The following is a 25,533-nucleotide window of genomic DNA, read 5'->3' as shown; positions in this document are numbered from 1 at the left end:
TCATCCTTGGGCTCCTCCGATCAGCTCGGCGACCGCATCGAGTAACGCGTCGTCATGGAAGCTGGCTTTTGCCAAATAGTAGTCGGCGCCGGCTTCCAGGCCACGCTGGCGGTCCTCTTCCCGGTCCTTGTAGGACACGACCATCACTGGCAACGAGTGCAGGCGGTTGTCGCGGCGCAACAGGGTCACCAGTTCGATCCCGTCCATGCGCGGCATGTCGATGTCGGTGATCAACAGGTCGAAGGCTTCGCCGCGCAGCGCGTTCCAGCCGTCCATGCCATCGACCGCCACCGCGACCTCGTAGCCGGCGGCCAGCAGCAGCTTGCGCTGGAGCTCGCGCACCGTGAGCGAGTCATCCACTACCAGCACGCGCTTGCCGGCCCGCTGGCTGGCCGCCCCGGCCGGGCGGTCGATGCGCTCCAGGCGGCCGCTGCTGAGCAGTTTGTCTACCGAGCGGACCATGTCCTCTACGTCCACGATCAGCACCACCGAGCCGTCGTCGAGCAGGGCGCCGGCGGAGATGTCCTGGACCTTGCCCAGGCGCGAGTCCAGCGGCAGCACCGCCAGCACCCGCTCCCCGATGAAGCGCTCCACGGCGATGCCATAGAGGGCGTCGCGCTCGCGCACCACCACCACGCGGATGCTCTCGCCGTGCTGCTGGCTGGGCGGCCGCTGAAGCAACTGGCTGGCCGCGACCAACCCCACTTGGCGGCCGTGGTGGAAGAAGTGCTGGCGGCCTTCGAGCTGGACGATATCGTCCGTGGCCAGGTTAAGGCTGTGCTCGATGTGCGCCAGCGGGAACGCGTAGGCTTCGCCGCCCACATCGACTACCAGGCTACGCACCACCGAGAGGGTCAGCGGCACCTCCAGCAAGAAGCGGCTGCCCTGCCCTCGCTGCTGGGTCATCTCAATCGAGCCGCGGACCTCGCGCACCATGTGCTGAACGGCATCCAGGCCCACGCCGCGGCCAGACACCTCGGTCACGGTGTCGCGCAGGCTGAAGGCCGGCAGGAACAGGAACGCCAGCAGCTCCTCCTCACTCAGGCGCTCGGCGGTTTCGGCCGTGGCCAGCTGGCGCTGCACCACGCTCTGGCGCAAGCGGGCCAGATCGACGCCAGCGCCGTCGTCGCTTAGCTCCAGCACCAACTGCCCGGCCTGATGGGAGGCGCGCAGGCGAATAGTGCCTTCGGCCGGCTTGCCCGCCAGCAACCTGAGCTCAGGCGCCTCGATGCCGTGGTCTACCGCGTTGCGCAGCAGGTGCGTCAACGGCCCTTCCAGGCGCTCGAGCACATCGCGGTCGACCTGGGTCTTTTCACCTTCGACCTCCAGCCGCACCTGCTTGCCGAGGCTGCGGCCCAGGTCACGGACCATCCGCGCCTGCCCGCCGAGCACGTCGGCGAACGGCCGCATGCGGCAGGCCAGGGCAGTGTCGTATAGCTGCTGCGCACGCTGCGCCGCTTCCCAGCCGTAGTCGTCCAGCTCCGCCGCCTGGCACAGCAGGATCTGCTGGGTTTCGCCCAGCAGCCCCCGGGCCTGGCTCAGCGCCGCGCGCACGTCCTCCAGGGGGTGGGCGGCATCGAGGCTGTCCTTGAGTTCGTCCAGCGCGCGCAGGCTTTGCGCCTGCATACGCTTGAGCCGCTGCAGGCTAGCCAGGTAGGGCTTGAGCCGCCCGGTCTCGACCATGGCCTTGCTGGCCAGGTCGAGCAACGCATTGAGGCGTTCGGCGGTGACCCGCAACACCCGCTCGCCCTCCCCGGCACGGCGCTGGCCGGCGGTTTCCGAACTGCCGTCCTCGCTGGCGGCCAAGGCGCCGTCGGGCCGTGCGTCAGTGCTCGGCACCGCGGGCGGCGGAGCGTGGGCAGGCGCCGCGGGCAAGGCTGGCGCGGCGCCGGGCAATCGGCCCGCAGGCGCCTGGGACGGGTCCAGCGCCGCCGCCAGCTGCGCCAGGAAGGCGTCGATATCGGCGGCGCCCGGGGCTTTGTCCGGTAGCGCGATCCGCATCAGCAGGTCCGTGCCCTGCAGCAAGGCATCGATATGCTCGGGGCGCAGGCGCAGGTCGCCGGCCTGGGCGGCCACCAGGCAATCTTCCATCACATGGGCTACCCGAACACCGGCATCCACGCCGACGATCCGCGCCGCACCCTTGAGCGAATGCGCCGCGCGCATGCAGGCCTCCAGCTGCGCGGGATCGGCCGGGTTACGTTCCAGGTCCAACAGCCCTGCACTGAGCACGCTGGTCTGGGCCTCGGCTTCCAGCGCAAACAGCTCCAGCAACGAGGCGTCACGCATTTGTTCGGGGGTCATGTCAGGCTCCGGGTAATGGCGGCCATCAATGCCTGCTCGTCGAGCACTCTCAGCGTGCGCTGGCCATCGGTGAGCACCGAGGCGGTGAAGCGGTTGCTGTCCTCGCTGGCACCGGCATCGATCAACCGCTGTTCGAAGCGCCGAATGCCGTCGATTTCGTCCACCGGCGCCACCACCGAACCGCCCTGCGCGGCAAGAATCAACATGCGTGGCAGTACCCGCCCAGGCGTCGCCGGGGCCTGCGCCTGCTCCACGCCGAGTAGCTCATGAAGAGCAATACAGGGCACCAGCGCCCCGCGGACGTTAGCTACCCCCAAGAGGGTACGCGAGCGTTGATGGGGCACGGAATGCACGGGCTGATGCGGCGCCACCTCGACCAGGCAGCGCGTGGCCAGCCCCAGCCATTCGCCGCCGAGGCGAAACACCACCAGCGAGCGTGTTGGTACGGCTTCCGGGGCGGGCGCGTAAACCAGCTCGCCGGGTTCGCGCTGGAGGCTGTAGCGGTCGAGCAGCACGGTAGCGGCGTTGGCGAACACCGGGCAGTTGAGGCAGCGGATGTACTCCACCAACCGCGGGCAGGAGTTGTCGCCGCGCACACCAATGATGTTCCAGCAGGTATCGAGCGCCTCGGCGCCCGCCGCACCGTCCTCGGGCAAATAGGTCAAGCCAGGGCCGTGGTTATCATTCATGCCTTAGGCTCCTTTAGCGCCCGCGCGGCTCGCGCCTGCAATCGCCGGGCGCCGTCCAGGTCGCCCTGGGCGGCCAACAGCGCTGCCAGATGCGCCAGCGCCTCGGCGTGCTGCGGGGCCAGGTACAACGCCTTGCGGTAGAAGCCTTGGGCCTCCAGCGAGTTCCCCCCGGCGTCGCTGAGCAGCCCCAGCCAGTAGAACACCTGGGCCTCCGGCGGATGGTCGCGCAGATAGCGCTCGCAGGCCGCCCGGGCTTCAGCGCTCTGGCCGGCATTGGCCAGGGTGGCGATCTGCGCGAGCAGGGTGGCGGGCTCGGCGATGGGCGCGCTCGGCGTTGGGGGCACAGGCGTGGTTCGCGGGCTAAGGCCCGCTGCTACAGCGCGGGGCGTGGCGTTTTTAAAGCTCTGCGAGGCCGGGGTTGGCAGCGGAGGCGGGGCTATTACCGGCGCTGGCACAGGGGCCGGGCCAGGCGCACGAACGAAGGCGAAGGCTTGGGGGATGCCTAGCGGGCGCATGCCACTGGAGGTCAACAGGCTGCCCTCGGCGGGGCCGATAAACACTACCCCGTCATCGCGGGTGAGGGTTTTGAGGGCAGCAACCACCTGACGCTGGGTCGGTACGTCGAAATAGATCAGCAGGTTGCGGCAGAACACGAAGTCGTAAGGTGCCTCGCCCGCAAGCAATGAAGGGTCGAGCACGTTGCCGGGCTGCAGCCGTACCTGCGCCACGATCCGCGGCTGCAATAGATAGCCATCGGCCTCGGCGTTAAAGTGCCGGCCCTGGATGGCCTTGTAATCGCCACGGAACGAATTGCGCCCATAGAGCGCCCGGCGCGCCTTGACCAGCGAGTTAGGGCTCACGTCCACGCCATGGATGACGAACGCCGATGCGGGCAGGCCAGCTTCGAACAGTGCCATGGCCATGGAATAAGGCTCCTCACCGGTGGAGCACGGCAGGCTGAGCAAGCGCAGCGGCCGTGCTCCACCGAGTTCGCTCCAGCGCGTGCGTGCCAGGCGGCCAAGGGCGGCGAAAGACTCGGGGTAACGCATGAACCAGGTTTCCGGCACGATCACCGCTTCGATCAGCGCCTGCTGCTCCTGCGCGGACTCCCCCAGCAGCCCCCAATAGGCCTCCAGGCTCGGAGCCTGGGCCTGTACCTGGCGCTGGCGCACGGCGCGTTCGATCATTGCCGGGCCCACGGATTCGGCGTCCAGGCCGATGCGCTGGTGGAGGAATTCAAAGAAATGCGGGGCCAGGCTCATGCGCCTTCTCCGCCGAGCAGGCCGGCGTTGTCCGGCGTATAGAGCAGCGACCGGGCGCGTTCGTCGAGCAGTTCGCCCACGCTGATCCATTGCAGCAAACCACGCTCGTCTTCACGAATAGGCCCCAGGTAGCGGGCCTGGGCGTTGTGCAGGCCATAGGGTTTGAACTGCGCTGGGTCGCAGCGCAGGGTTTCGCTGGCGTGCTCGAGCACCAGGCCCAACGTTTGGCCCGGAGCGTGGCTCACCAGCACTACCCGGGTGCTGGTCCGGCGCACCGCGGGGGCGCCCAGCGCCAGCGCGCGCACGTCAATCACCGGCACCACCTGGCCGCGATAAGCGAACACCCCGCCTACCCAGCTTGGAGCGTGAGGGATGGGCTTGAGCGGCACCAGCGGCAGCACCTCGACGATGTCGCGGGCAGGCAGGGCGAAGCGCTGCTCGCCGAGGGTGAACAATAAAAACAGCATGCCGGCCGGCTTGCCCACCGGCGTGACGGCGCCGTTCTCGGGAGGGCTGGCCATCAGACCTTGAAGCGAGACACGCCGCCGCGCAGGCCGACGGCGACCTGGCTCAGCTCGTCGATGGCAGCGCTGGCCTGGCGCAAGGAGTCGACCGTCTGGCTGCTGGCGTCGCTAAGCTGGCTCAGGGCATGGTTGATCTGTTCGGCGCCGGTGGCTTGCGCCTGCATGCCTTCGTTGACCATCAGCACCCTGGGCGCCAGGGCCTGCACCTGGCCGATGATCTGGTTCAGTTGCTCGCCCACCTGCGTCACCTCGAGCATTCCCCGGCGCACTTCTTCAGAGAACTTGTCCATCCCCATCACGCCTGCCGACACCGCCGACTGGATCTCGCGCACCATCTGCTCGATGTCGTAGGTGGCCACGGCGGTCTGGTCGGCCAGGCGGCGTACCTCGGTGGCGACTACCGCGAAACCCCGGCCGTATTCGCCAGCCTTCTCCGCCTCGATGGCGGCGTTGAGCGACAGCAGGTTGGTCTGGTCTGCCACCTTGACGATGGTCACTACCACTTGATTGATGTTGCCGGCCTTCTCGTTGAGGGTGGCCAGCTTGGCGTTGACCAGGTCCGCGGCGCCCATCACCTGTTGCATGGTGTCGGCCATGCGCGCCAGCCCTTGCTGGCCGTTCCCCGCCAGCAGGGAAGCCTGGTCGGCGGCGCCGGTCACTTCACCCATGGTGCGCACCAGGTCCCGGGAGGTGGCGGCGATTTCCCGCGAGGTCGCGCCGATTTCGCTGGTAGTGGCCGCGGTTTCGGTAGCGGTGGCCTGCTGCTGACGGGAGGTGGCGGCAATCTCGGTCACCGAGGTAGTGACCTGCACCGAGGATCGCTGCGCCTGAGACACCAGTGCATTGAGCTCGTCCATCATGGCGTTGAAGCCGGTTTCGATGGCGTTGAATTCGTCCCTGCGGCCCAGGTTCAGACGCACGCTCAGGTCCCCCGCGCGCATCACGTCGAGGATCCGCAGCAGCTTGTTGGTGGGCGCCATGATGTTGCGCAACAGCAACAAGCCACAGGTGATCGCGGCGATCAAGGCCACCAGCAGGCAGCCGAGCATGACCAGCTTGGTGGTCCCTACCGAATGCTCGATGGACGCGCCTGCTTCCTCGGCGGCCTTGCGGTTGAGGTCCACCACCACGTTCAACTGCTTGCGGCCGGCGGTCCAGGCAGGGGTCAGTTCCTGTTCGAGCAGGTCCATCGCTTCGGTGAAATGGCGCTGCTGGTAGGCGGCGAGGGTGTGCTTCAGGGCTTGCTGATAGGTGCCGCGCCAGCGCTCGAATTCGGCGAAGGCGGCTTTTTCTTCGTCGGTGTGCAGGGTAGTGCTGAAAGCGGCCATCTGCGTGGCCAGGCGGTCGGCGAAGCCTTTGTACTGCTCCTCGTCCGAGGTGATCAGTTCTCGCTGGTAGCTCAACCCCAGCAGCTGCTGGGTATAAAGGTAGCTGTCCGACCAGGCGCTGCGCATCATCGAACTGGAGTACACGCCTGGGATGCTGTCGCTGCGAAGGCTGTTGGCCTCCTGTTCGATCATCACCAGGCGCGTATAAGCGGTCAGAACCATCGACAGCATAATGGCGACCACTACAGCGAAGCTCGCCAGGATCCGATGGCGCAGGGTCCAATTCTTCACATTCACTCCTCGAAGGTAAGCGCGCAAGCGAAAGCCCGGCAGTATAGACCAGGGCGTTTCAAGCGAGACGCGTACTTTCGGCGATATGGCATGTGAATACCAGTACCGCGCACGTGCATGCGCCCATGCACGCGCAGCGTTACGCCTACAGGGTAGGCACGGAGAGGTCAGAGCGGCGATTGATCGCCGGCGCGATACACCTCGCGGCCACCGAACAGGGTCCGCAGCACCCGAGCCTCTTTGAGCTCAGCCTCCGGGACAGTGAACAGGTCGCGGTCGAGCACAACCAGGTCCGCCTGCTTGCCTGGCGCCAGGCTGCCGATCGTGTCTTCCAGGCCGATGGTTTTCGCGGCGTTGCGGGTGTAGGCGTAGAACATCACCTCCCGGCCAATGCGTTGCTCGCCATTGAGCACACCTTTGGGCCCCTGCCGGGTGACCGCCTGATACATGGCTTTGAGCGGGTCTGGGGTGGACACCGGCCAGTCGCTGGCACCGGCGATGGTGGCGCCGGCATCGAGCAGCGACTTGGCCGGGTACATATAGCGGTAGGCATCGGCGGCCACGTAAGGCTGTACCAGGTCCACGGTGTAGTCGTCGGCAAGCGCCCACTCCAGCTGCATCGACGCGATCACGTTGAGCTGCTTGAAGCGCGGGAAATCCGCGGGGTTCACCAGCTCCAGGTGGGTGATGGAGTGGGTGACGCCGCTTTGCCGATCCTTGCGCGCCTGGGCAATGCCGTTGAGTGATTCGCGCACCGCTCGATCGCCGATGGCGTGGATGTGCACCAGCCAGCCCCGGGCGTCAGCCGCGCTCACCAACTCCCCGAAATGCGTGGGGTCGAGCAGCAGCTCGCCGGCGGAATGCTGGTTGCGGTAGTTCTTCAGCAGCGCCGCGGACTGCGCTGGGTACTCCACCACACCGTCGGCGAACACCTTGATGCCCGGCAGGCTCAGGTTCGGGATGCCTTGGAATTGCTGGCGCACTTCGTCGATCACGGCGAGGTCCGCTGGGCGGCTCTTGGGATTGACCACCAGCAAGGCGGCCACGTGAGCGCTGAGTTCGCCATTACGGGCAAGCTCCCGGTAGGCGGGCAGCACGCCGAGCGTCTGCGCGGTGGGCCTGATGTCATACACCGGTTGGCCGGGGCGGCCGTTGGCGGCGGCGTCCATCCAGGCGGTAACGCCCAGGCTGTTGTTGTAGTTCACCGCCGCCAGGCCCGCGCGATGGAGCAGTGGCAGGTCCGGCGCGGGCATGGCTGCGATCACCCGGTCGAACCCTGCGTCGACCAAAAAGCCGGTAGGCGTGAACGCCTTGTCATGGGCGATGTTCCGCTGTTGCGCGGCGGGCAGCGAACGTAGCAACTTCGCGTCCAGCCCGGCGCGACGAAGCATGGCGGTGTTGGCCCAGGCGGTGTGGTAGTCACTGCCGGTGAACACGACGGGCACTTGAGCCCACTCGCCGGTGTTGAAACGCTCCGCCAGCCCCTTGGCTTGGGACCAATAACTGGAGTGCATGCCGTTCATCACCAAGATGTCGCCCATTCTGGCCTTGCCGCTGTCGCGAGCCGCGCGCAGGCGCTGGGCGAGTTCATCCAGGCTGACTTGCTCGTCCTTCATGCTCGCCGACACCAGCTCCATGCCGCCGTCGATCGCATGCGAATGGCTGTCGATAAACCCTGGCATCAGCAACTTGCCTTGTAGGTCCACCCGCTTGCTATGGGTATCGGCCAGGGCACTGATGCTCTCGTTGGTGCCCACCTGGAGCACCTTGTCGCCAGCAATGGCGACCGCTTGCTGTAGCGGCTGCCCAGGCTCAGCCGTGAACACCTTGGCGTTGTACAGGATAAGGTCGGCGGTTTGTGCCTGAACGTCCAACGTGCCCAGCGCGATTGCGGCAGCGACTGCCCCCGTGATAAGCCTTCGCATGGCTTTCTCCTTTCTTGTTATGGGTGTTGGCCAGAGGCTACGGGGGCTGATCGGTGCACTGGAAGCCGAGCGGGAGCACAAGACTTGTGAAAAAAGAGAAAGAATATGGACAAGCTAAGCGGCCTCAACCTGTTCGTGGCCTGTGCCGAAACCGGCAGCTTCAGCCGGGCCGCCGAGCAACTGAGCAAAAGCCCCTCGGCGGTGACCAAGGCCATCGGCCAGCTGGAAGCCACCCTGGGCACTCGGCTGTTCGAGCGCACCACGCGCAGCATGGCGCTGACCGAAGCCGGCCATTTGTACCTTGAGCGCGCCCGTGAAGTGCTTTCGCGCATGCACGAGATTCACGAGGAAATCGGCCAACTGCAGCAGAGCATGCGCGGTACCTTGCGGGTTACCGCGCCGGTGGCGTTCGGGGCCGCCTTTCTCAACGAGGTGTGCACGAGTTTCCTCGATGCGCACCCAAACATGCGCTTGCAGGTCGACTTGAGCGACGCTTACGTAGACCTGCTCGACGGCCGCTATGACCTCGCCCTGCGCCTCGGCCACTGCGACCTTCCGGGCCTGATCGCCCGGCCATTGGCGCACAATCGGATAGTGATCTGCGCCAGCGCCGGTTACCTGGCTCGACGCGGCCGCCCCGAGCGCCCCGCGGACCTGGCCGCGCATGACCGCTTGAATTATCGGCATCCTGCGTTGGACACCCGTTGGTGGCTGGAGCGTGATGGCCAGCGCTATTCCACGCCCGGCTGCGGGCGCCTGGTTAGTGACAACCATGACCTCCTGGTAGCTGCCTGCCTCAAGGGGCACGGGCTGCTGCCCTTCCCCCTTTGGGGCGCGCAGCCCTACCTGAGCAGCGGCCAGCTGTGCAGCGTGCTCGATGACTATTATTTCGACCCGGACGCCTTCGGGCTGCGCATCCTGGCCGTTTACCCCAGCCACAGGCGCGCCACCCGTAAGATCCATGCCTTCATCGAGCAGGTGGAACAGGCGCTTCGAGGCCTCGGCATCCTTTGAAGCGGCGCTCTACAGGGTTCGCTTTTTCCGATATAACAGCTACCCACTCGCCTTCAGCAGATAGCGAACACGCCGATGATGACCCTTCGCCAGATTCGCCACTTCATCGCGGTCGCCGAAACCGGGTCGATCTCCGCCGCCGCCCAGGCCGTGTTCATTTCCCAATCCACATTGACCGGGGCGATCCAGCAACTGGAGGAAGAAATTGGCGTTACGCTGTTCAACCGCCACGCCAAAGGCATGAGCCTGACCCACCAGGGCCACCAGTTCCTGCGCCAGGCGCATTTGATCCTGGCCACGGTGGACAACGCCAAGCGCAGCCTGCAACAGAGCACCGAGCAGATCAGCGGCACCCTGACCATCGGGGTCACCAGCCTGGTGGCCGGGTATTACCTGGCTAACCTGCTGACGCGTTTTCAGCGCGCCTACCCCAACGTGGTCATCCGGGTGATGGAAGACGAGCGCCCGTACATCGAGCACCTGCTGCTCAACGGAGAAATCGACGTCGGCGTGTTGATCCTTTCCAACCTGGAAGACCGTCATGCGCTGCAAACCGAAGTGCTCACTCATTCGCCCCACCGCCTGTGGCTGCCCGCGCAGCACCCCTTGTTGGAGCGCGATGACATATCCCTGGCCGATGTCGCCAGCGAGCCGTTGATCGAGCTGAACGTCGATGAGATGGACCGCAACGCCCAGCGCATCTGGGCCGGGGCCGGGCTGCGCCCTTGCATCAGCTTGCGCAGCGCTAGCACCGAAGCAGTGCGGAGCCTGGTCGCCGCAGGGCTGGGGTTGTCGATCCAGCCAGACATGACCTATCGACCGTGGTCGCTGGAGGGGGACATTATCGAGGCACGCAGCGTGGTCGACCTGACCCGCACGCTGGATGTGGGCCTGGCCTGGCGCCGAGGCAGCGCGCGCCCGGTGCTGGTAGACCCCTTTCTCACGGTTGCCCGGGAACAGCACGCGCGCAAGCATTCGGTTTAATCGAATGCCGCATTCGATATTAGGTATTTGTTAGCCAACGAAGCGCCCCACTAGTCTCTAGCCACCACGCCCGCCAGAGACTTCGCGTATGCCGCTGTCCGCCTTGCCCGAGCCGCTGCGCACCGCCCTGCTGATCGACGGCCGGCCCGAAGTAGGCCAGGGCCCGCTGGAAACTATCATCGACCCTCGTAACGGCGAGCCGTTGGCGCAAGTGGCCGAGGCCAGCGCAGGCCAGGTAGAGGCCGCCATCGCCGCTGCCAACAACGCCTTCGCCAGTTGGTCGCGCACAACCCCTCAACAGCGCGCCGCTCGCCTGCTGGCCATCGCTGACAGCATCGAGCGGCAGGCTGATGAGCTGGCGCATATCGAGGCGTTGAACTGCGGCAAGCCTTTGCATCTCGCTCGTCAGGATGACCTCACCGCCTGCATCGACGTGTTCCGTTTCTTCGCCGGCGCCGTGCGCTGCCAGACTGGCCAGTTGGCCGGCGAATACCTGCCCGGGTACACCAGCATGGTGCGCCGGGATCCGGTCGGGGTGGTGGCGTCCATCGCGCCCTGGAACTACCCGCTGATGATGGCCGCCTGGAAGCTGGCGCCTGCACTGGCGGCCGGCAACACCGTGGTGTTCAAGCCGTCCGAGCACACGCCGCTGTCCATCCTGGCGCTGGTGCCCAGCCTGGCGGAGCTGCTGCCTGCCGGCGTGCTCAACGTGGTGTGTGGCGGCGGTGAGGGGGTGGGCGGCCAGCTGGTGAGCGACCCGCGGGTGCGCATGGTGTCGCTCACCGGCGATACGGTCACTGGGCAGAAGATCCTCCAGGCGGCCGCCAGAACGCTCAAACGCACCCACTTGGAACTGGGCGGCAAGGCGCCGGTTATCGTCTGCGACGATGCTGATCTGGAGGCGGTGGTCGAAGGGGTGCGCACCTATGGCTATTACAACGCCGGCCAGGATTGCACTGCCGCGTGCCGTATCTATGCCCAGGCCGGCATACATGATCGGCTGGTGGCCGAGCTGGGCAGCGCCGTCGCCAGCCTGCGCTTTGCTGGCAAGCGCGACCAGGACAACGAACTCGGCCCGTTGATCAGCGCCCGCCAGCGGGATCGCGTGGCCAGCTTCGTGCAGCGTGCCCTCAGCCAGCCTCACATCGAGCGCATCACCGGCGCCGCGGCGCATTCCGGGCCGGGCTTTTTCTACCAACCTACCCTGTTGGCCGGCTGCCGCCAGCAGGACGAGATCGTGCAACGAGAAGTGTTCGGCCCAGTGGTCACAGTGACCCGGTTCGATGAGCCAAGCCAGGCGCTGGCCTGGGCAAACGAATCCGAATATGGCCTGGCGTCGTCGGTATGGACGCGCGACCTGGACAAAGCCATGCAATTCGCCTCGCGGCTGCAATACGGCTGCACCTGGATCAACAGCCACTTCATGCTCGCCAGCGAGATGCCCCATGGCGGCCTCAAGCGCTCCGGCTACGGCAAGGACCTGTCCAGCGATTCGTTGCAAGACTACAGCGTGGTGCGCCACATCATGGCGCGGCACCGCGAGGTATTGAGCTGACCCCGGCGTTAGCGGCTGCCCACTCCAATAATCAAGATCAACGCTGCACCTGCTTGCCACTGCCCCGACGATAATTTGAAGAAGAGGGAATCACATGTCCGCCCCCAAGATCGCGTTACTCAGCGCACTGACCACCGCCATGCTGGCCACCGCCGGCATCCAGGCTGCCGACTTGCCCCAGGCCCTCGGCGCCGGTGAAGGGCACCTGGATATCATCGCCTGGCCCGGCTACATCGAGCGCGGCGAGAGCGACAAGAGCTATGACTGGGTCACTGGTTTCGAAAAGGAAACCGGCTGCAAGGTCGAGGTGAAAACCGCCGCTACCTCGGACGAAATGGTCAGCCTCATGGCCAAGGGGGGCTACGACCTGGTCACCGCATCCGGCGACGCCTCGCTGCGGCTGATCGCGGGCAAGCGGGTGCAGCCGATCAATACCGCGCTGATTCCCAACTGGAAGAACGTGGACCCGCGCCTGGCCGGCGGCGACTGGTTCGTGGTCAACAAGCAGGTGTACGGCACCCCTTACCAGTGGGGCCCGAACGTGCTGCTGTACAACACCGAGGTGTTCAAGACTGCGCCCACCAGCTGGGGCGTGCTGTTCGAGCCACAGAACTTCCCCGACGGCAAGCCGAACAAGGGCCGGGTGCAAGCCTATGACGGGCCGATCTACATCGCCGACGCGGCGCTGTACCTCAAGGGCAGCAAGCCGGAGCTGGGCATCAAGGACCCGTACCAGCTGACCGAGGCTCAATACAAGGCGGTGCTCGACCTGCTGCGCCAGCAGAAGCCGCTGATCCACCGCTACTGGCATGACGCGACCGTGCAGATGAGCGACGTGAAGAACGAAGGCGTGGCCGCGACCAGCTCGTGGGGCTACATGGTTAACGGGCTGAAGACCGATAACCAGCCGGTGGCTTCCACGGTGCCGAAGGAAGGCGCTACGGGGTGGGCGGACACCACCATGCTGCATGCCGACGCCAAACACCCCAACTGCGCCTACAAGTGGATGGACTGGTCCCTGCAACCGAAGGTGCAAGGCGACGTGGCCGCCTGGTTCGGTTCGCTGCCGGCGGTGCCAGAAGGCTGCAAGGCCAGCGAGCTGCTAGGGGCCGAGGGTTGCGCCACTAATGGCTTCGACCTGTTCGACAAGATCGCCTTCTGGAAGACCCCGCAGGCCGAAGGCGGCAAGTTCGTGCCCTATAGCCGCTGGACGCAGGACTACATCGCGATCATGGGCGGGCGATAGAGGCTCGAAGGCTTCGCCAGCTCCCCCTACAAAAGCCGGGCACTGTGGGAGCGGGCGAAGCCCGCGAACCCACCCGGTGCAATACCCCAACGGCATTGAAGGCCAAACCATGACCGCTGCTGTGCAATTTACCGAAGTGTCTCGCCTGTTCGGCGAGGTCAAGGCCGTGGACCGGGTGTCGATCGACATCCGCGATGGCGAGTTTTTTTCCATGCTCGGCCCCTCCGGCTCGGGCAAGACCACCTGCCTGCGGCTGATCGCAGGCTTCGAGCAGCCTAGCGCTGGCTCGATCCGCATCCATGGGGTAGAGGCCGCGGGCCTGCCGCCCTACCGCCGCGATGTGAATACGGTGTTTCAGGATTACGCCCTGTTCCCGCACATGAACGTGCGCGACAACGTGGCCTACGGCCTGAAGGTCAAGGGCGTCGGCAAGGGTGAGCGCCTGGGCCGCGCGGAGGAAGCACTGGCCATGGTCGCGCTGGCCGGCTTCGGCGAGCGCAAGCCGGCGCAACTTTCCGGTGGGCAGCGGCAGCGGGTAGCGTTGGCACGGGCACTGGTGAACCGCCCGCGGGTGCTGCTGCTGGATGAGCCGCTCGGCGCGCTGGATCTGAAACTGCGCGAACAAATGCAAAGCGAACTGAAAAAGCTCCAGCGCCAGCTGGGCATCACCTTTGTGTTCGTGACCCACGACCAGACCGAGGCGCTGTCGATGAGCGACCGGGTGGCGGTATTCAACAAAGGCCGCATCGAGCAGTGTGATAGCCCGCGCAACCTGTATATGAAGCCGGCGACGGCATTCGTCGCGGAGTTCGTGGGCACGTCCAATGTGCTGCGCGGCGACCTGGCGGCGCAACTGCGGGGCGTGCCCGGGGCGTTTTCCATCCGCCCGGAGCACATCCGCCTCGGCCTGCCCAAGGCGGCGGATGAGGTCAGCCTGGAAGGCATCCTGCAGGACATCCAGTACCAAGGCAGCGCGACGCGTTACGAAGCGCGCCTGGGCAACGGCCAGTCGATCAGCGTGAGCCAGGCCAACCACAACTGGCAGCCGGAGGCGTTGGCGCTTCAGCCAGGCCAGCGCCTGACCCTCAGTTGGCCGCGCGGGGCGATGGTCCCGCTGCTGGACGAGGTGTGAGCATGGCCGCAACCTTCGAAGCCCGCATCACGGCGCCGCCACTGCGGCGGCTGGCCGACCTATTGTATCGCCGCCCCAGCCTGTACCTGGCGCTGCTGCTGGTGCCGCCACTGCTGTGGTTCGGGGTGGTCTACCTGGGCAGCCTGCTCAACCTGCTGTGGCAGGGCCTGTATACCTTCGACGACTTCAGCATGACGGTCACGCCAGACCTGACCGTGGCCAACCTGCAAGCGCTGTTCGTGCCGGCGAACCTGGACATCATCCTGCGCACCCTGGGCATGGCGGTTGCCGTATCCATCGCCAGCGCGGTGGTGGCGTTCCCCATTGCCTATTACATGGCGCGCTACACCAGCGGGCGGACCAAGGCGTTCTTCTACATCGCAGTGATGCTGCCGATGTGGGCCAGCTACATCGTCAAGGCCTATGCCTGGACGCTGCTGCTGGCCAAGGGCGGCGTGGTCCAGTGGTTCGTGCAGCATCTGGGGCTGGCGGGTGCGCTGGCCTGGCTGATGGAGGTACCCGGGGTGGGCGGCAGTACCCTGTCGACCTCACACCTGGGGCGTTTTCTGGTGTTCGTGTACATCTGGTTGCCGTTCATGATCCTGCCGATCCAGGCAGCTCTTGAACGGCTGCCGCCGTCATTGCTGCAAGCGTCCGCCGACTTGGGCGCGAGCCCGCGGCAAACCTTTTTGCAGGTGGTGCTGCCGCTGTCGATACCCGGTATCGCGGCCGGGTCGATCTTCACCTTCTCGCTCACCCTGGGAGATTTTATCGTCCCCCAGCTGGTGGGCCCGCCTGGGTACTTCATCGGCAGCATGGTGTATGCCCAGCAAGGCGCCATCGGTAATTTGCCCATGGCCGCCGCGTTCACCTTGGTGCCTATCGTGCTGATCGCGGTTTACCTGTCTGTCGTCCGCCGCCTGGGAGCCTTCGATGCACTCTGACAAAGCGCCCTTGAGCCTGCGGATCGCCGCCTGGGGCGGGCTGGCCTTCCTGCATGTGCCGATCCTGGTGATCTTTCTCTACGCCTTCAACACCGAGGACGCTGCCTTCAGCTTCCCGCCCAAGGGCCTGACCCTCAAATGGTTCAGCGTGGCCTTCGCCCGCCAGGACGTGCTGGAGGCGATCAAGCTGTCGCTGCAGGTGGCCTGCCTGGCCACGGCACTGGCCTTGGTGCTGGGCACCCTGGCCTCGGCGGCGTTGTACCGGCGGCAGTTCTTCGGCAAGGACGCGATCTCGCTGATGCTGATCCTGCCGATCGCCTTGCCGGGTATCGTGACTGGCCTGGCGCTGCTCTCGGCCTTCAAGGTGCTGGGGATCGAACCGGGGCTGCTGACGATCGTGATCGGCCATGCCACCTTCTGTGTGGTGATCGTCTACAACAACGTTATCGCCCGCCTGCGGCGGACCTCCCACAGCCTGATCGAAGCGTCCATGGACCTGGGCGCCGATGGCTGGCAGACCTTCCGCTACATCATGCTGCCGAACCTGGGCTCGGCGTTGCTGGCCGGCGGCATGCTCGCCTTCGCGCTGTCGTTCGACGAGATCATCGTCACCACCTTTACCGCCGGCAACGAACGCACCCTGCCGATCTGGTTGCTTAATCAACTCGCCAGGCCCCGGGACGTGCCGGTGACCAACGTGGTCGCCATGCTGGTGATGCTGGTCACCATGCTGCCCATTCTCGGCGCCTATTACCTGACCCGCGGCGGCGAAAGCGTTGCCGGCAGCGGCAAATGACCCAAGGAGATCGCACCATGCAAACTCAACTGCTGATCAATGGCCAACTGGTCGCGGGTGAAGGGGCGCCGCAGCCGGTACTGGACCCCGCCCGGGGCAGCGTTCTGGCAGAGATCGCCGAAGCCAGCGAGGCCCAGGTGGATGCCGCCGTGCGCGCCGCCGATGCCGCTTTCGACGGCTGGGCGCAAATGCCTCCGAAAGACCGCGCGCTGGCGCTGCTCAAGCTGGCCGACGCCATCGACGCCCACGCCGATGAGCTGGCGCGGTTGGAGTCGGCCAATTGCGGGAAGCCATTGACGGCGGCGCGCAATGACGAGCTCCCAGCCATTGCCGATGTGTTCCGCTTCTTCGCCGGCGCCGCGCGCTGCCTCAATGGCTCGGCCGCGGGCGAGTACCTGCCCGGGCACACCTCGATGATCCGCCGCGATCCGGTTGGGGTGGTTGCTTCCATCGCGCCCTGGAACTACCCGCTGATGATGGTCGCCTGGAAAATCGCCCCGGCGCTGGCCGCGGGCAATACCGTGGTGCTCAAGCCTTCGGAGCTGACCCCGCTCACCGCGCTGAAGCTGGCGGAGCTGGCCGCAGGCATCTTCCCGGCCGGCGTGCTCAATGTGTTGTTCGGCCGCGGCGCCAGCGTGGGCGCGCCGTTGGTGGAGCATCCCAAGGTACGCATGGTGTCGCTCACCGGCTCCATCGCCACCGGCTCGCAGATCATTTCCAGCACGGCGGCGCAGGTCAAGCGCATGCACATGGAGCTGGGCGGCAAGGCGCCGGTGATCATCTTCGACGACGCCGACATCGATGCCGCGGTGGAAGGCATCCGCACCTTCGGCTTCTATAACGCCGGGCAGGACTGCACTGCTGCATGCCGGGTGTATGCCCAGCAAGGCGTGTATGAACGTTTCGTTGAAAAACTCGGGGAGGCCGTGGGCAGCCTGCGCCATGGCCCGCAGGACGCCGAGGACACCGAGCTGGGCCCGCTGATCAGTGCGCAGCAGCGCGACCGCGTGGCCGGCTTCGTCACCCGCGCGGCTGCTCAGCCGCACATCCGCCTGGTGACCGGCGGCAAGGTGATCGAAGGCGACGGCTTCTTCTTCGAGCCTACGGTGCTGGCCGACGTGCAGCAGGACGATGAAATCCTTCGGCGGGAAGTGTTCGGCCCAGTGGTGACGGTCACGCCCTTCAGTGACGAAGCGCAGGCGCTGGAGTGGGCCAATGACTCGGACTACGGCCTGGCATCATCGGTGTGGACCCAGGACCTGGGCCGCGCCCACCGCCTCGCCGCGCGGCTGCAATATGGCTGCACCTGGGTGAACACCCACTTCATGCTGGTGAGCGAAATGCCCCACGGCGGGCAGAAGCATTCGGGCTACGGGAAGGACATGTCCATGTATGGCCTGGAGGACTACACGGTCATTCGCCATGTGATGTTCAAACATTGAGTTCGTGAACCATCGCGGCTTTCGTCGCTCTACAAAGCCCGTGGAGCAAAGGAGAGCCGCGACACATTCGACCCCTTTGCGATTGCGTCCGGTACCCTTCCTTGGCTAACGTTCGTAATTTCCAGTAAAGGGTTGCTTATGCACCGCAGAAGTCTGTTGAAAGCCTCCATGGCCCTGGCGGCCTACACCGGCCTATCGTCGAGCACGCTGTTCTCGGCCCGGGCCCTGGCCGCGACGGCCAACGGCGACGCCGAGTATTTCGACTTCGAAGGCCTCAAGGCTCAGGCCAAGGCACTGGCCGCGCAGCCCTACACCGACCGCAAGCAGCAACTGCCGCCGACGCTGGCGAGCATGACGCCACAGCAGTTCAATGCCATTCAGTACGATGCCAACCATTCCCTCTGGAAGGACATCAACGGCCAGCTGGACGTGCAGTTCTTCCACGTGGGCATGGGCTTCCGCACGCCGGTACGCATGTACAGCGTGGATACCGCCAGCCGCCAGGCGCGGGAAGTGCACTTCCGCCCGGAGCTGTTCAACTACAACGACAGCAAGGTCGATCAGAAGCAGCTCAAGGGCGACCTGGGCTTTTCCGGCTTCAAGCTGTTCAAGGCCCCGGAAATCAACCAGCACGACATCGTGTCCTTCCTTGGCGCCAGCTACTTCCGCGCGGTGGACTCGACCAAGCAATACGGTCTCTCGGCCCGTGGCCTGGCGGTGGACACCTACGCTGGGCACCCGGAAGAATTCCCTGACTTCACCAAGTTCTGGTTCGAAACCCCAAGCAAGGACGCTACCCGCTTCGTGGTCTATGCCCTGCTCGAGTCGCCCAGCGCGACGGGCGCGTACCGCTTCGATATCGATTGCCAGGCCGAGCAGGTGGTCATGGCCATCGACATGCAGATGACCGCCCGCACCGCGATCAAGCAGCTGGGCATCGCCCCGATGACCAGCATGTTCAGCTGCGGCACCCACGAGCGGCGCATGTGCGACACCATTCACCCGGAGATTCACGACTCCGACCGCCTGGCCATGTGGCGAGGCAACGGCGAGTGGATCTGCCGCCCACTGAACAACCCGGCCAAGTTGCAGTTCAATGCTTTCGCCGACACCGACCCGAAAGGCTTTGGCCTGGTGCAGACGGACCACGAGTTCACCAGCTATCAAGACACCGTCGACTGGTACAGCAAGCGCCCAAGCCTGTGGGTAGAACCTACTACGGCGTGGGGCGAGGGCTCTATCGACTTGCTTGAAATTCCCACCACCGGCGAGACCCTGGACAACATCGTCGCCTTCTGGTCACCGAAAAAACCCGTGGCCGCCGGCGATACCCTGGCCTTTGGCTACAAGCTCTACTGGAGCGCCCTGCCCCCGACCGGCACCCCACTGGCGCGCGTGCATGCCACCCGCTCAGGGATGGGCGGCTTCCTGGAAGGCTGGGCGCCAGGCGAGCACTACCCAGAGAAATGGGCTCGGCGCTTCGCCATCGACTTCACCGGCGGCGGCCTGGATCGGCTACCCGAAGGCACTGGCATCGAACCGGTGGTGACGGTGTCCACCGGCAAGGTGCAAGACTTCAACGTGCTGGTGCTGCCCGACATCAAGGGCTACCGGGTGACCTTCGACTGGTACCCGAGCAGCGACGCCGTGGACCCGGTGGAAATGCGCCTGTTCATCCGCACCAGCGACCGCACGCTCAGCGAAACCTGGCTGTACCAATATTTCCCCCCAGCGCCGGAAAAACGTAAGTACGTGTGACGCTGTAGGGGCTGGCGCCAGCCTGCGAACGTGGGCAACACCGGTTCGCAGGCTGCGCCAGCTCCAACAGGCTGTTTAGTCGCGCAGGTCGGACTCGTGGATCGGCTGGTCGCGGTGGGTGGCGCGTTGGTACTGGGCAGGCCAGGTGGCCTTGCGCCCGCCCAGATCGTCGTCGGCGTGCAACGGCCAGTACGGGTCGCGCAGCAGTTCCCGCGCCAGCAGGATCAGGTCGGCCTGGCCGGTGCGCAGAATGTGCTCGGCCTGGGCAGGGTCGGTAATCATGCCTACGGTGCCGGTGGCAATTTCCGACTCCTTGCGCACCCGCTCGGCAAAGCGCGTCTGGTAACCCGGCCCGGTCGGGATTTCCGCATTGGCCGCGGTGCCGCCAGACGACACATCGACCAGGTCCACCCCCAGCATTTTCAGGCGCCGCGCCAGCTCCACGGTTTCATCCGGATTCCAGCCATCCTCTACCCAGTCGGTCGCCGACACGCGAACGAACACAGGCAGGTCTTGCGGCCACACTTCTCGCACAGCGCGGGTCACGTCCAGCACCAGCCGCACGCGGTTATCGAAACTGCCGCCGTACTGGTCCGTGCGCCGGTTGCTCAGCGGAGACATGAATTGATGCAGTAGATAGCCATGGGCGGCATGGATCTCCACCACTTTGAAGTTCGCCACAAGCGCGCGCCGTGCTGCCGCCACGAAGGCCTCGACCACCTCCGCGATGTCGCTTTCGGTCAATTCGGTGGGGCGGGTGTGCTCGGGATCGAAGGGGATGGGCGATGGGGCGACGGGGATCCAGCCGCCATCGTCCAGGGTCACGCTGCCGTGCTTCCCTAGCCAGGGCCGCCAGGTGCTGGCTTTGCGCCCGGCGTGGGCGAGCTGGATGCCGGGAACCGCCCCTTGAGCGCTTATGAAGCGGGTGATGCGTTGCAGGCCTTCGATGTGCGCGTCTTTCCAGAGGCCGAGGTCTTCGGGGGTGATGCGGCCGTTAGCAGTGACTGCGGTGGCTTCGAACATGACCAGCCCGGCGCCGCCCACGGCGCGGCTTCCCAGGTGCACCAGATGCCAATCGTTGGCCAGGCCATCTTCGGACGAATACTGGCACATGGGGGAAACGACGATGCGATTGCGCAAGGTCAGCCCACGCAGGGTATAGGGTTCCAACAGCTGGCTCATGAAGCACCTCTCAAGTGGGTCGGTCATCGTATGAGCGTAGTAGACCCACAAGGGAGGCGGCAGATTCCACGCGTGTGCGCGTACGCTGCTGCGGTCAGCGCGGATTCATGTGCGCGATCATCAGCTGCACGCTTTCCACTCCGCGGTACTCGTTCACGTCCAGCTTGTAGGCCATTTCCACCCAGCGTGTGCTGGGGTTAGGCCACACTTCGCGGTCCACGCCAAAGGCGATGCCGTCCAGGCGCAGGCTGCCGCATTCGCTCTTGAGCACCACTTTCAAATGCCGCTCGCCAACGACCCGTTGTTCCACCAGCTCGAAAATGCCGTGGAACAGCGGCTCGGGGAAATGCTGCCCCCAGGGGCCGGCATTGCGTAGCGCGCGAGCCAGTTCCAGGTGGAACTCCTCGACCGCCAGGCAACCGTCGGACAGCAAGCGGCCAGTGAGGTCGTCCTCGCACAGGTGTTCACGCACCTGGGCGTCGAACGCGTCGGCGAAGGCCTGGAAATGTTCTGCGGGCAGCGACAACCCGGCGGCCATGGCATGCCCACCGAACTTAGTGATCAGCTGTGGGTGGCGCGCCGCGACGGCGTCGAGTGCATCGCGGATATGAAAGCCCGGCACGGAACGCGCCGAGCCTTTGAGCAAGCCGTCTCCGGCATCGGCGAAGGCGATGGTGGGCCGGTGGTAACGCTCCTTGAGCCGTGAGGCCAGGATGCCAATGACGCCTTGGTGCCAGTCCGGCTCGAACAGGCATAGGCCGAAAGGCATTGAAGCCAGGGGCAGGTCCTTGAGCTGGGCCAGGGCTTCGCGCTGCATGCCCTGCTCCACCGACTTGCGGTCCTGGTTGAGGCCATCGAGCCGCGTGGCGATGTCCCGCGCCTGGGCGAGGTCCTCGCTGAGCAAGCATTCGATGCCAAGGCTCATGTCATCCATGCGCCCGGCGGCGTTGAGCCGAGGGCCAAGAATGAAACCCAGGTCCGTGGATGTCAGCCGGCGATGATCGCGGCGTGCCACTTCCAGCAGCGCCATGATCCCCGCGCGGGCGCGGCCGGCGCGGATGCGCTCCAGCCCTTGATGCACCAGGATACGGTTATTGGCGTCCAGGGGTACCACGTCGGCCACGCTGCCCAGGGCCACCAGGTCTAGCAGCTCGCCAATGTTCGGTTGAGGCGCGTTGGCATAGCGGCCAAGAGCGCGCAAGCGGGCGCGCAGCGCCATCAATACGTAAAAGATCACGCCCACGCCCGCCAAGGCCTTGCTGGGGAATTCACAGCCTGGCTGGTTCGGGTTGACGATGGCTTCAGCCTGGGGCAAATGCGCGCCCGGCAAGTGATGGTCGGTGATCAACACCTGGAGCCCGGCGCTGCGCGCCGCTTCCACGCCTTCCACGCTGGAAATACCGTTATCCACGGTCACCAGCAGGTCGGGTTGGCGTTCCAGCGCCACGGCGACGATTTCCGGGGTAAGGCCATAGCCATAGGTGAAACGGTTCGGGACTAGGTAGTCCACATGGGCAGCGCCCAGCAAGCGCAGGCCGAGCACCGCCACGGTGCTGGCGGTGGCGCCATCGGCGTCGAAATCACCGACCACCAGAATGCGCTGGCGGCGGTCTATGGCCGCCACCAGCAGATCGACCGCGGCGTCCATTCCCTTGAGCTGCTGGAACGGAATCAGCCGCGCTAGCCCTTTGTCCAGCTCGGCCTGGTTTTGCACGCCGCGGGCGGCATACAGGCGGGTCAGCAAGGGTGGCAAGTCGCCCAGAAACGGCAGTTCAGAAGGCAGCGGGCGGGGCTCGATACGCATGTGTGGCGGAGGTCTCAGGTCAGGCGGCGGGTGATTTCAAGATGTGGGCCACCATGCCCTACCCCCGCTCCCCCAGCAACCATTCCAGCTGTACTTCATGCTGGCCCCGATCATCGGTCACGAACAGGGTGCCCTCGCTGATCATTACATCCCACTTGATGACGCGTGGCATGTCCTTGGCCAACACCTCCAACACCTCCTGGGGCACCGCGGCGATGTTCACGTTACGCAAGGGCTTGGCGGCGTCGACCACCTTGCCTTGCCACACACGCAGGCTGCCATAGGCCAACAAGCTGGTACGCTCGGTCCGGCGCGAGCACCAGGTCAACCGATCGAGGTCAGGCTGGCCTACTTCGATCCAGTGCAACACGCGGTCGTCGAGGCTCTTTTCCCAGAGTGCAGGCTCGTCCACATCCGACAGCCCCCGCCCGAAGCTCAGGTTTTCGTTGTACCAGAGGGCATAGGCCAGCAAACGCACAGTCATGCGCTCTTCGGTTTCCGAAGGGTGCCGGGCGATGGTTTGCTTGATGGTTTCGTAAACCCCACGGTCGAGGTCCGTTAGGTTGAGTTCGAACTTGTAGGTCGTGGAAGGCTGGGCCATGGCGGGCTCGGGATCGCGAGGGGGGCGACAGTCTACCTGATGCACGCGGCGATGCACGTCATCGTCAGTACGCAGATAGCAGATAAAAGAAACCCCGGCCGGTGGGGAGGCCGGCCGGGGCAAACATGACCCATCCGGGTCACCGGACGACTGAGCGGCACCGGAGCACAATGCCGTTCAAGCGTCCTTGTAAAGTAAGAGGCCGGGCCTTCGGGAAGGTTCCCGCCTTAGTGCATTTCGACCGCAAATTGCCCGCCAGCACAGGCGGCGCGCAGCGCAGCGATCATGCTCGGTTCAAGGCGGCCTTCGGCGATCATCAGGTCGCGGTGCAGGCCATCGACTACATCGGTAAGCGCGCGTTTGTCTGCCAACTGGGATTGGGCGACGTCGCGGTGCAGGATAGCCGCGCCGGCTTGGTCGCTCACCGTCAGGCGTAACCGGCCATGGCGATCCGACGGAGCCAGGCTGACGCAGTATGGCGCCAGCGCATCACTGAGCAACAAGCTGATGTTTTCCATCTCGATCACCCTTATTTACCCGAAATTCGTTTCAGTGCCAGTAAATGACCATCATCGGTTCGGAAAAGTTCGGGGCACCAGTGCGCGACCAAGCGCAACGGCAGCCAAAATGACGGTCAGGCGATAAGCGGTTCGGCGCAATGGACCCTAAAGCGTTGCAACATGCCATGCAGTGCGCAGGTGGCTTCGCCGGGTGCCAGCACACCCAGTACCCACAAACCGGCATGACGCGCCCGGCGTACCGCGTTGGTGGTTTCGGCGCATTCCATGCGCCCCTGGATAACCAGCGCGGCGGCGTGGCCAGCCTCGGCCAGATTGTCGAGAAACACTAGCGCGGAAGTCGCCTGGCTACCGAAGAGCACGATATCGACCGGCCCATGGCGCTCCAGGCTGCGCCGGGCGGCGCCGCAATCTTCGGCAACCCGAACGCCGAAGACGCCACAGGCGTTGAGCATCTGATGCAACTGCAGCAAACGGGCGGGATGCTGCTCGACGATTAGGACCTTGAGCGAACGCATGGGCGGCCTCCAGAAAAAGAAGAGGCGCCACAGTAAGGAAGGCAAACAGGCAACTAAATGGGAATGGTCTGAAAAGCTTGTATGAAAATTCACCGCGAAGCGTGAGTAGAAGGCCGCTTGTAGCACTACGCTTGCTCGCGACCAGGCATGAATCGATAGTGCGCCTGGTCGCGAGCAAGCTCGTTGCTACGGGGGATAGCTCAAGGGGGTGTCATGCCCCCCACTATCTCATACGGGCCAGCCGTTAAAGGGGCTTGCCGCGGTTGCCGTGGGCACTGACGAACGCCTGTATTGCGGCGATATCGTTTGGCAGCACGGTGCAACGCTCTTCTCGATGGAACAGGTCTTCCAGGTGGGCAGGCAAGTGCAGGGCCTTGCCAACGCCGGCCTTCTCCACCGCTTCGGGGAATTTGACCGGGTGAGCGGTGCCGAGCACCACCATGGGGGTATCCAGGCTGCGCCGGCATTCACGCGCGGCCCGCACGCCGATGGCCGTGTGCGGGTCCAGCACCTCGCCGGTGGCGGCGAACACCTCAGCGATGGTCTCGCAGGTTTGCTCGTCGCTGACGGCCAGGGAATCGAACAGGCGCCTAGCTTCAGTCCAGCGGTCCTCCTCCACGCTGAAGCCGCCGCCAAGCTTGAAGCTGGACATCAGCTGAGCGATGGCGGTGCCATTGCGCCCGTGCAGGTCGAACAGCAGCCGCTCGAAGTTCGAAGACACCATGATGTCCATGGACGGCGAGAGGGTCGGATGCAGTTCATCCTTCACATACTGGTTGCCGCTCATGAAGCGGTGCAGGATGTCGTTACGGTTGGTAGCGACGATCAGCTGGCTGATCGGCAAGCCCATGTTGCGAGCCAGGTAACCGGCGAAAATGTCGCCGAAATTGCCCGTGGGCACTGAGAAGGCCACCGAGCGATGTGGGCCGCCCAATTGCAATGCCGCATGGAAGTAGTAAACGATCTGGGCCATGATCCGCGCCCAGTTGATCGAGTTGACCGCCACCAGCCGGGTGCCCTTGAGGAAGCTCTGGTCGGCGAAGCTCGCCTTGACCATTTCCTGGCAGTCGTCGAAATTGCCTTCCACCGCAAGGTTATGGATGTTGTCGCCGAACAGCGTGGTCATCTGCCGCCGCTGGACTTCCGACACCCGCTGGTGCGGGTGCAAGATAAAGATGTCGACGTTCTCGCAATGCTTGCAGCCTTCGATGGCCGCCGAGCCGGTGTCGCCGCTGGTGGCACCGATGATCACCACGCGCTCGCCGCGCTTGGCCAGCACATGGTCGAGCAGGCGGCCGAGCAGTTGCAGAGCGAAGTCCTTGAACGCCAGGGTGGGGCCGTGGAACAGCTCCAGCACCCATTCGTTGCCATTGAGCTGGCGCAACGGCGCAACGGCCGAGTGGGCGAACGTGGCGTAGGTTTCCTGCAGGATCTGTTTGAAATCCGCGTCGGCGATGCTGCCGGTCACGAAGGGGCGCATCACCCGGAAGGCCAGCTCGTGGTACGGAAGGCCAGCCCAGGAAGCGATTTCTTCCTGGGTGAAGCGCGGCAGGTTTTCCGGCACATACAAGCCGCCATCGCTGGCGAGGCCGGCAAGCAGCACGTCTTCGAAATTAAGCGCGGGGGCCTGGCCGCGGGTACTGATGTAGCGCATGTTGGTCAAACCTTTGGTTCTTAGCGGCAAGTTGCAAGTGGCAAGCTACAAGAACGAGCGTT

General features: G+C 65.1%; 21 protein-coding genes. 9 read left to right on the top strand and 12 right to left on the bottom strand.

Features of this window, described 5'->3' with window-relative positions; all coding sequences use genetic code 11:
* The 6 genes from OGL93_RS02125 to OGL93_RS02100 form a co-directional block, all read right to left on the bottom strand.
* Entirely contained in the window at positions 1-2,304 is a 2,304-nt protein-coding gene (locus tag OGL93_RS02125) for a hybrid sensor histidine kinase/response regulator (protein ID WP_263260717.1), read from the bottom strand.
* The gene (locus OGL93_RS02120; RefSeq protein WP_263260716.1) at positions 2,301-2,993 is read right to left on the bottom strand and encodes a chemotaxis protein CheW; all 693 of its coding nucleotides are present in this window, start codon (positions 2,991-2,993) and stop codon (positions 2,301-2,303) included. The genes OGL93_RS02125 and OGL93_RS02120 overlap by 4 nt, the downstream gene beginning before the upstream one ends.
* On the bottom strand, positions 2,990-4,255 hold the full coding sequence (locus tag OGL93_RS02115; protein WP_263260715.1) for a protein-glutamate O-methyltransferase CheR: 1,266 nt from the start codon (positions 4,253-4,255) through the stop codon (positions 2,990-2,992). Before OGL93_RS02115 ends, OGL93_RS02120 begins: the two co-directional genes overlap by 4 nt.
* On the bottom strand, positions 4,252-4,776 hold the full coding sequence (locus OGL93_RS02110; RefSeq protein ID WP_263260714.1) for a chemotaxis protein CheW: 525 nt from the start codon (positions 4,774-4,776) through the stop codon (positions 4,252-4,254). The genes OGL93_RS02115 and OGL93_RS02110 overlap by 4 nt, the downstream gene beginning before the upstream one ends.
* Positions 4,776-6,398, bottom strand: a complete 1,623-nt coding sequence (locus OGL93_RS02105) for a methyl-accepting chemotaxis protein (RefSeq protein WP_263260713.1) — start codon at positions 6,396-6,398, stop codon at positions 4,776-4,778. Before OGL93_RS02105 ends, OGL93_RS02110 begins: the two co-directional genes overlap by 1 nt.
* Positions 6,399-6,565: 167 nt before the next feature.
* Positions 6,566-8,323, bottom strand: coding sequence for an amidohydrolase (locus OGL93_RS02100; protein WP_263260712.1), 1,758 nt, complete (start codon positions 8,321-8,323; stop codon positions 6,566-6,568).
* 105 nt (positions 8,324-8,428) lie between these two features.
* On the opposite strand from OGL93_RS02100, the gene OGL93_RS02095 reads away from it, so the two are divergent.
* The 9 genes from OGL93_RS02095 to OGL93_RS02055 all read left to right on the top strand — a co-directional run bounded on the left by OGL93_RS02095 (position 8,429) and on the right by OGL93_RS02055 (position 19,194).
* The gene (locus tag OGL93_RS02095; RefSeq protein ID WP_263260711.1) at positions 8,429-9,337 is read left to right on the top strand and encodes a LysR family transcriptional regulator; all 909 of its coding nucleotides are present in this window, start codon (positions 8,429-8,431) and stop codon (positions 9,335-9,337) included.
* Positions 9,338-9,412: 75 nt separating this feature from the next.
* On the top strand, positions 9,413-10,321 hold the full coding sequence (locus OGL93_RS02090) for a LysR substrate-binding domain-containing protein (protein ID WP_263260710.1): 909 nt from the start codon (positions 9,413-9,415) through the stop codon (positions 10,319-10,321).
* 88 nt (positions 10,322-10,409) lie between these two features.
* Positions 10,410-11,876 carry a gamma-aminobutyraldehyde dehydrogenase gene (locus tag OGL93_RS02085; protein WP_263260709.1) on the top strand — a complete coding sequence of 489 codons (1,467 nt, stop codon included), beginning with the start codon at positions 10,410-10,412 and terminating at the stop codon, positions 11,874-11,876.
* Positions 11,877-11,970: 94 nt separating this feature from the next.
* On the top strand, positions 11,971-13,122 hold the full coding sequence (gene ydcS / locus OGL93_RS02080; protein WP_263260708.1) for a putative ABC transporter substrate-binding protein YdcS: 1,152 nt from the start codon (positions 11,971-11,973) through the stop codon (positions 13,120-13,122).
* A 109-nt stretch (positions 13,123-13,231) separates the two neighbouring features.
* Positions 13,232-14,254 carry an ABC transporter ATP-binding protein gene (locus tag OGL93_RS02075; RefSeq protein ID WP_263260707.1) on the top strand — a complete coding sequence of 341 codons (1,023 nt, stop codon included), beginning with the start codon at positions 13,232-13,234 and terminating at the stop codon, positions 14,252-14,254.
* A gap of 2 nt (positions 14,255-14,256) precedes the next feature.
* Complete coding sequence (locus tag OGL93_RS02070; protein WP_263260706.1) at positions 14,257-15,198, top strand: ABC transporter permease; 942 nt, start codon at positions 14,257-14,259, stop codon at positions 15,196-15,198.
* A complete protein-coding gene (locus tag OGL93_RS02065; protein ID WP_263260705.1) occupies positions 15,188-15,994 on the top strand; it encodes an ABC transporter permease in 807 nt (268 codons plus the stop codon). The genes OGL93_RS02070 and OGL93_RS02065 overlap by 11 nt, the downstream gene beginning before the upstream one ends.
* A gap of 17 nt (positions 15,995-16,011) precedes the next feature.
* The gene (locus tag OGL93_RS02060) at positions 16,012-17,436 is read left to right on the top strand and encodes a gamma-aminobutyraldehyde dehydrogenase (protein ID WP_263260704.1); all 1,425 of its coding nucleotides are present in this window, start codon (positions 16,012-16,014) and stop codon (positions 17,434-17,436) included.
* 138 nt (positions 17,437-17,574) lie between these two features.
* On the top strand, positions 17,575-19,194 hold the full coding sequence (locus OGL93_RS02055; protein WP_263260703.1) for a glucan biosynthesis protein D: 1,620 nt from the start codon (positions 17,575-17,577) through the stop codon (positions 19,192-19,194).
* Between the two features lie 75 nt (positions 19,195-19,269).
* On the opposite strand, the gene OGL93_RS02050 is transcribed toward OGL93_RS02055, so the two are convergent.
* From OGL93_RS02050 to thrC, 6 genes are all read right to left on the bottom strand, one after another.
* Positions 19,270-20,376 (bottom strand): NADH:flavin oxidoreductase/NADH oxidase, encoded by a 1,107-nt coding sequence (locus OGL93_RS02050; RefSeq protein WP_263260702.1) that lies wholly within the window; start codon positions 20,374-20,376, stop codon positions 19,270-19,272.
* Positions 20,377-20,470: 94 nt separating this feature from the next.
* Positions 20,471-22,180, bottom strand: a complete 1,710-nt coding sequence (gene recJ, locus OGL93_RS02045; protein WP_263260701.1) for a single-stranded-DNA-specific exonuclease RecJ — start codon at positions 22,178-22,180, stop codon at positions 20,471-20,473.
* 58 nt (positions 22,181-22,238) lie between these two features.
* Entirely contained in the window at positions 22,239-22,781 is a 543-nt protein-coding gene (locus OGL93_RS02040) for a YaeQ family protein (protein ID WP_263260700.1), read from the bottom strand.
* A gap of 227 nt (positions 22,782-23,008) precedes the next feature.
* Entirely contained in the window at positions 23,009-23,299 is a 291-nt protein-coding gene (locus tag OGL93_RS02035; RefSeq protein WP_263260699.1) for a DUF3509 domain-containing protein, read from the bottom strand.
* A 116-nt stretch (positions 23,300-23,415) separates the two neighbouring features.
* Complete coding sequence (locus OGL93_RS02030; RefSeq protein ID WP_263260698.1) at positions 23,416-23,817, bottom strand: hypothetical protein; 402 nt, start codon at positions 23,815-23,817, stop codon at positions 23,416-23,418.
* 244 nt (positions 23,818-24,061) lie between these two features.
* On the bottom strand, positions 24,062-25,471 hold the full coding sequence (gene thrC / locus OGL93_RS02025; protein WP_263260697.1) for a threonine synthase: 1,410 nt from the start codon (positions 25,469-25,471) through the stop codon (positions 24,062-24,064).
* Positions 25,472-25,533: the final 62 nt, after the last annotated feature.

The organism is Pseudomonas sp. RIT-PI-S (genome assembly GCF_025642975.1).
Taxonomy (GTDB): domain Bacteria; phylum Pseudomonadota; class Gammaproteobacteria; order Pseudomonadales; family Pseudomonadaceae; genus Aquipseudomonas.
This window is presented reverse-complemented; position numbering and strand designations above follow the sequence as displayed.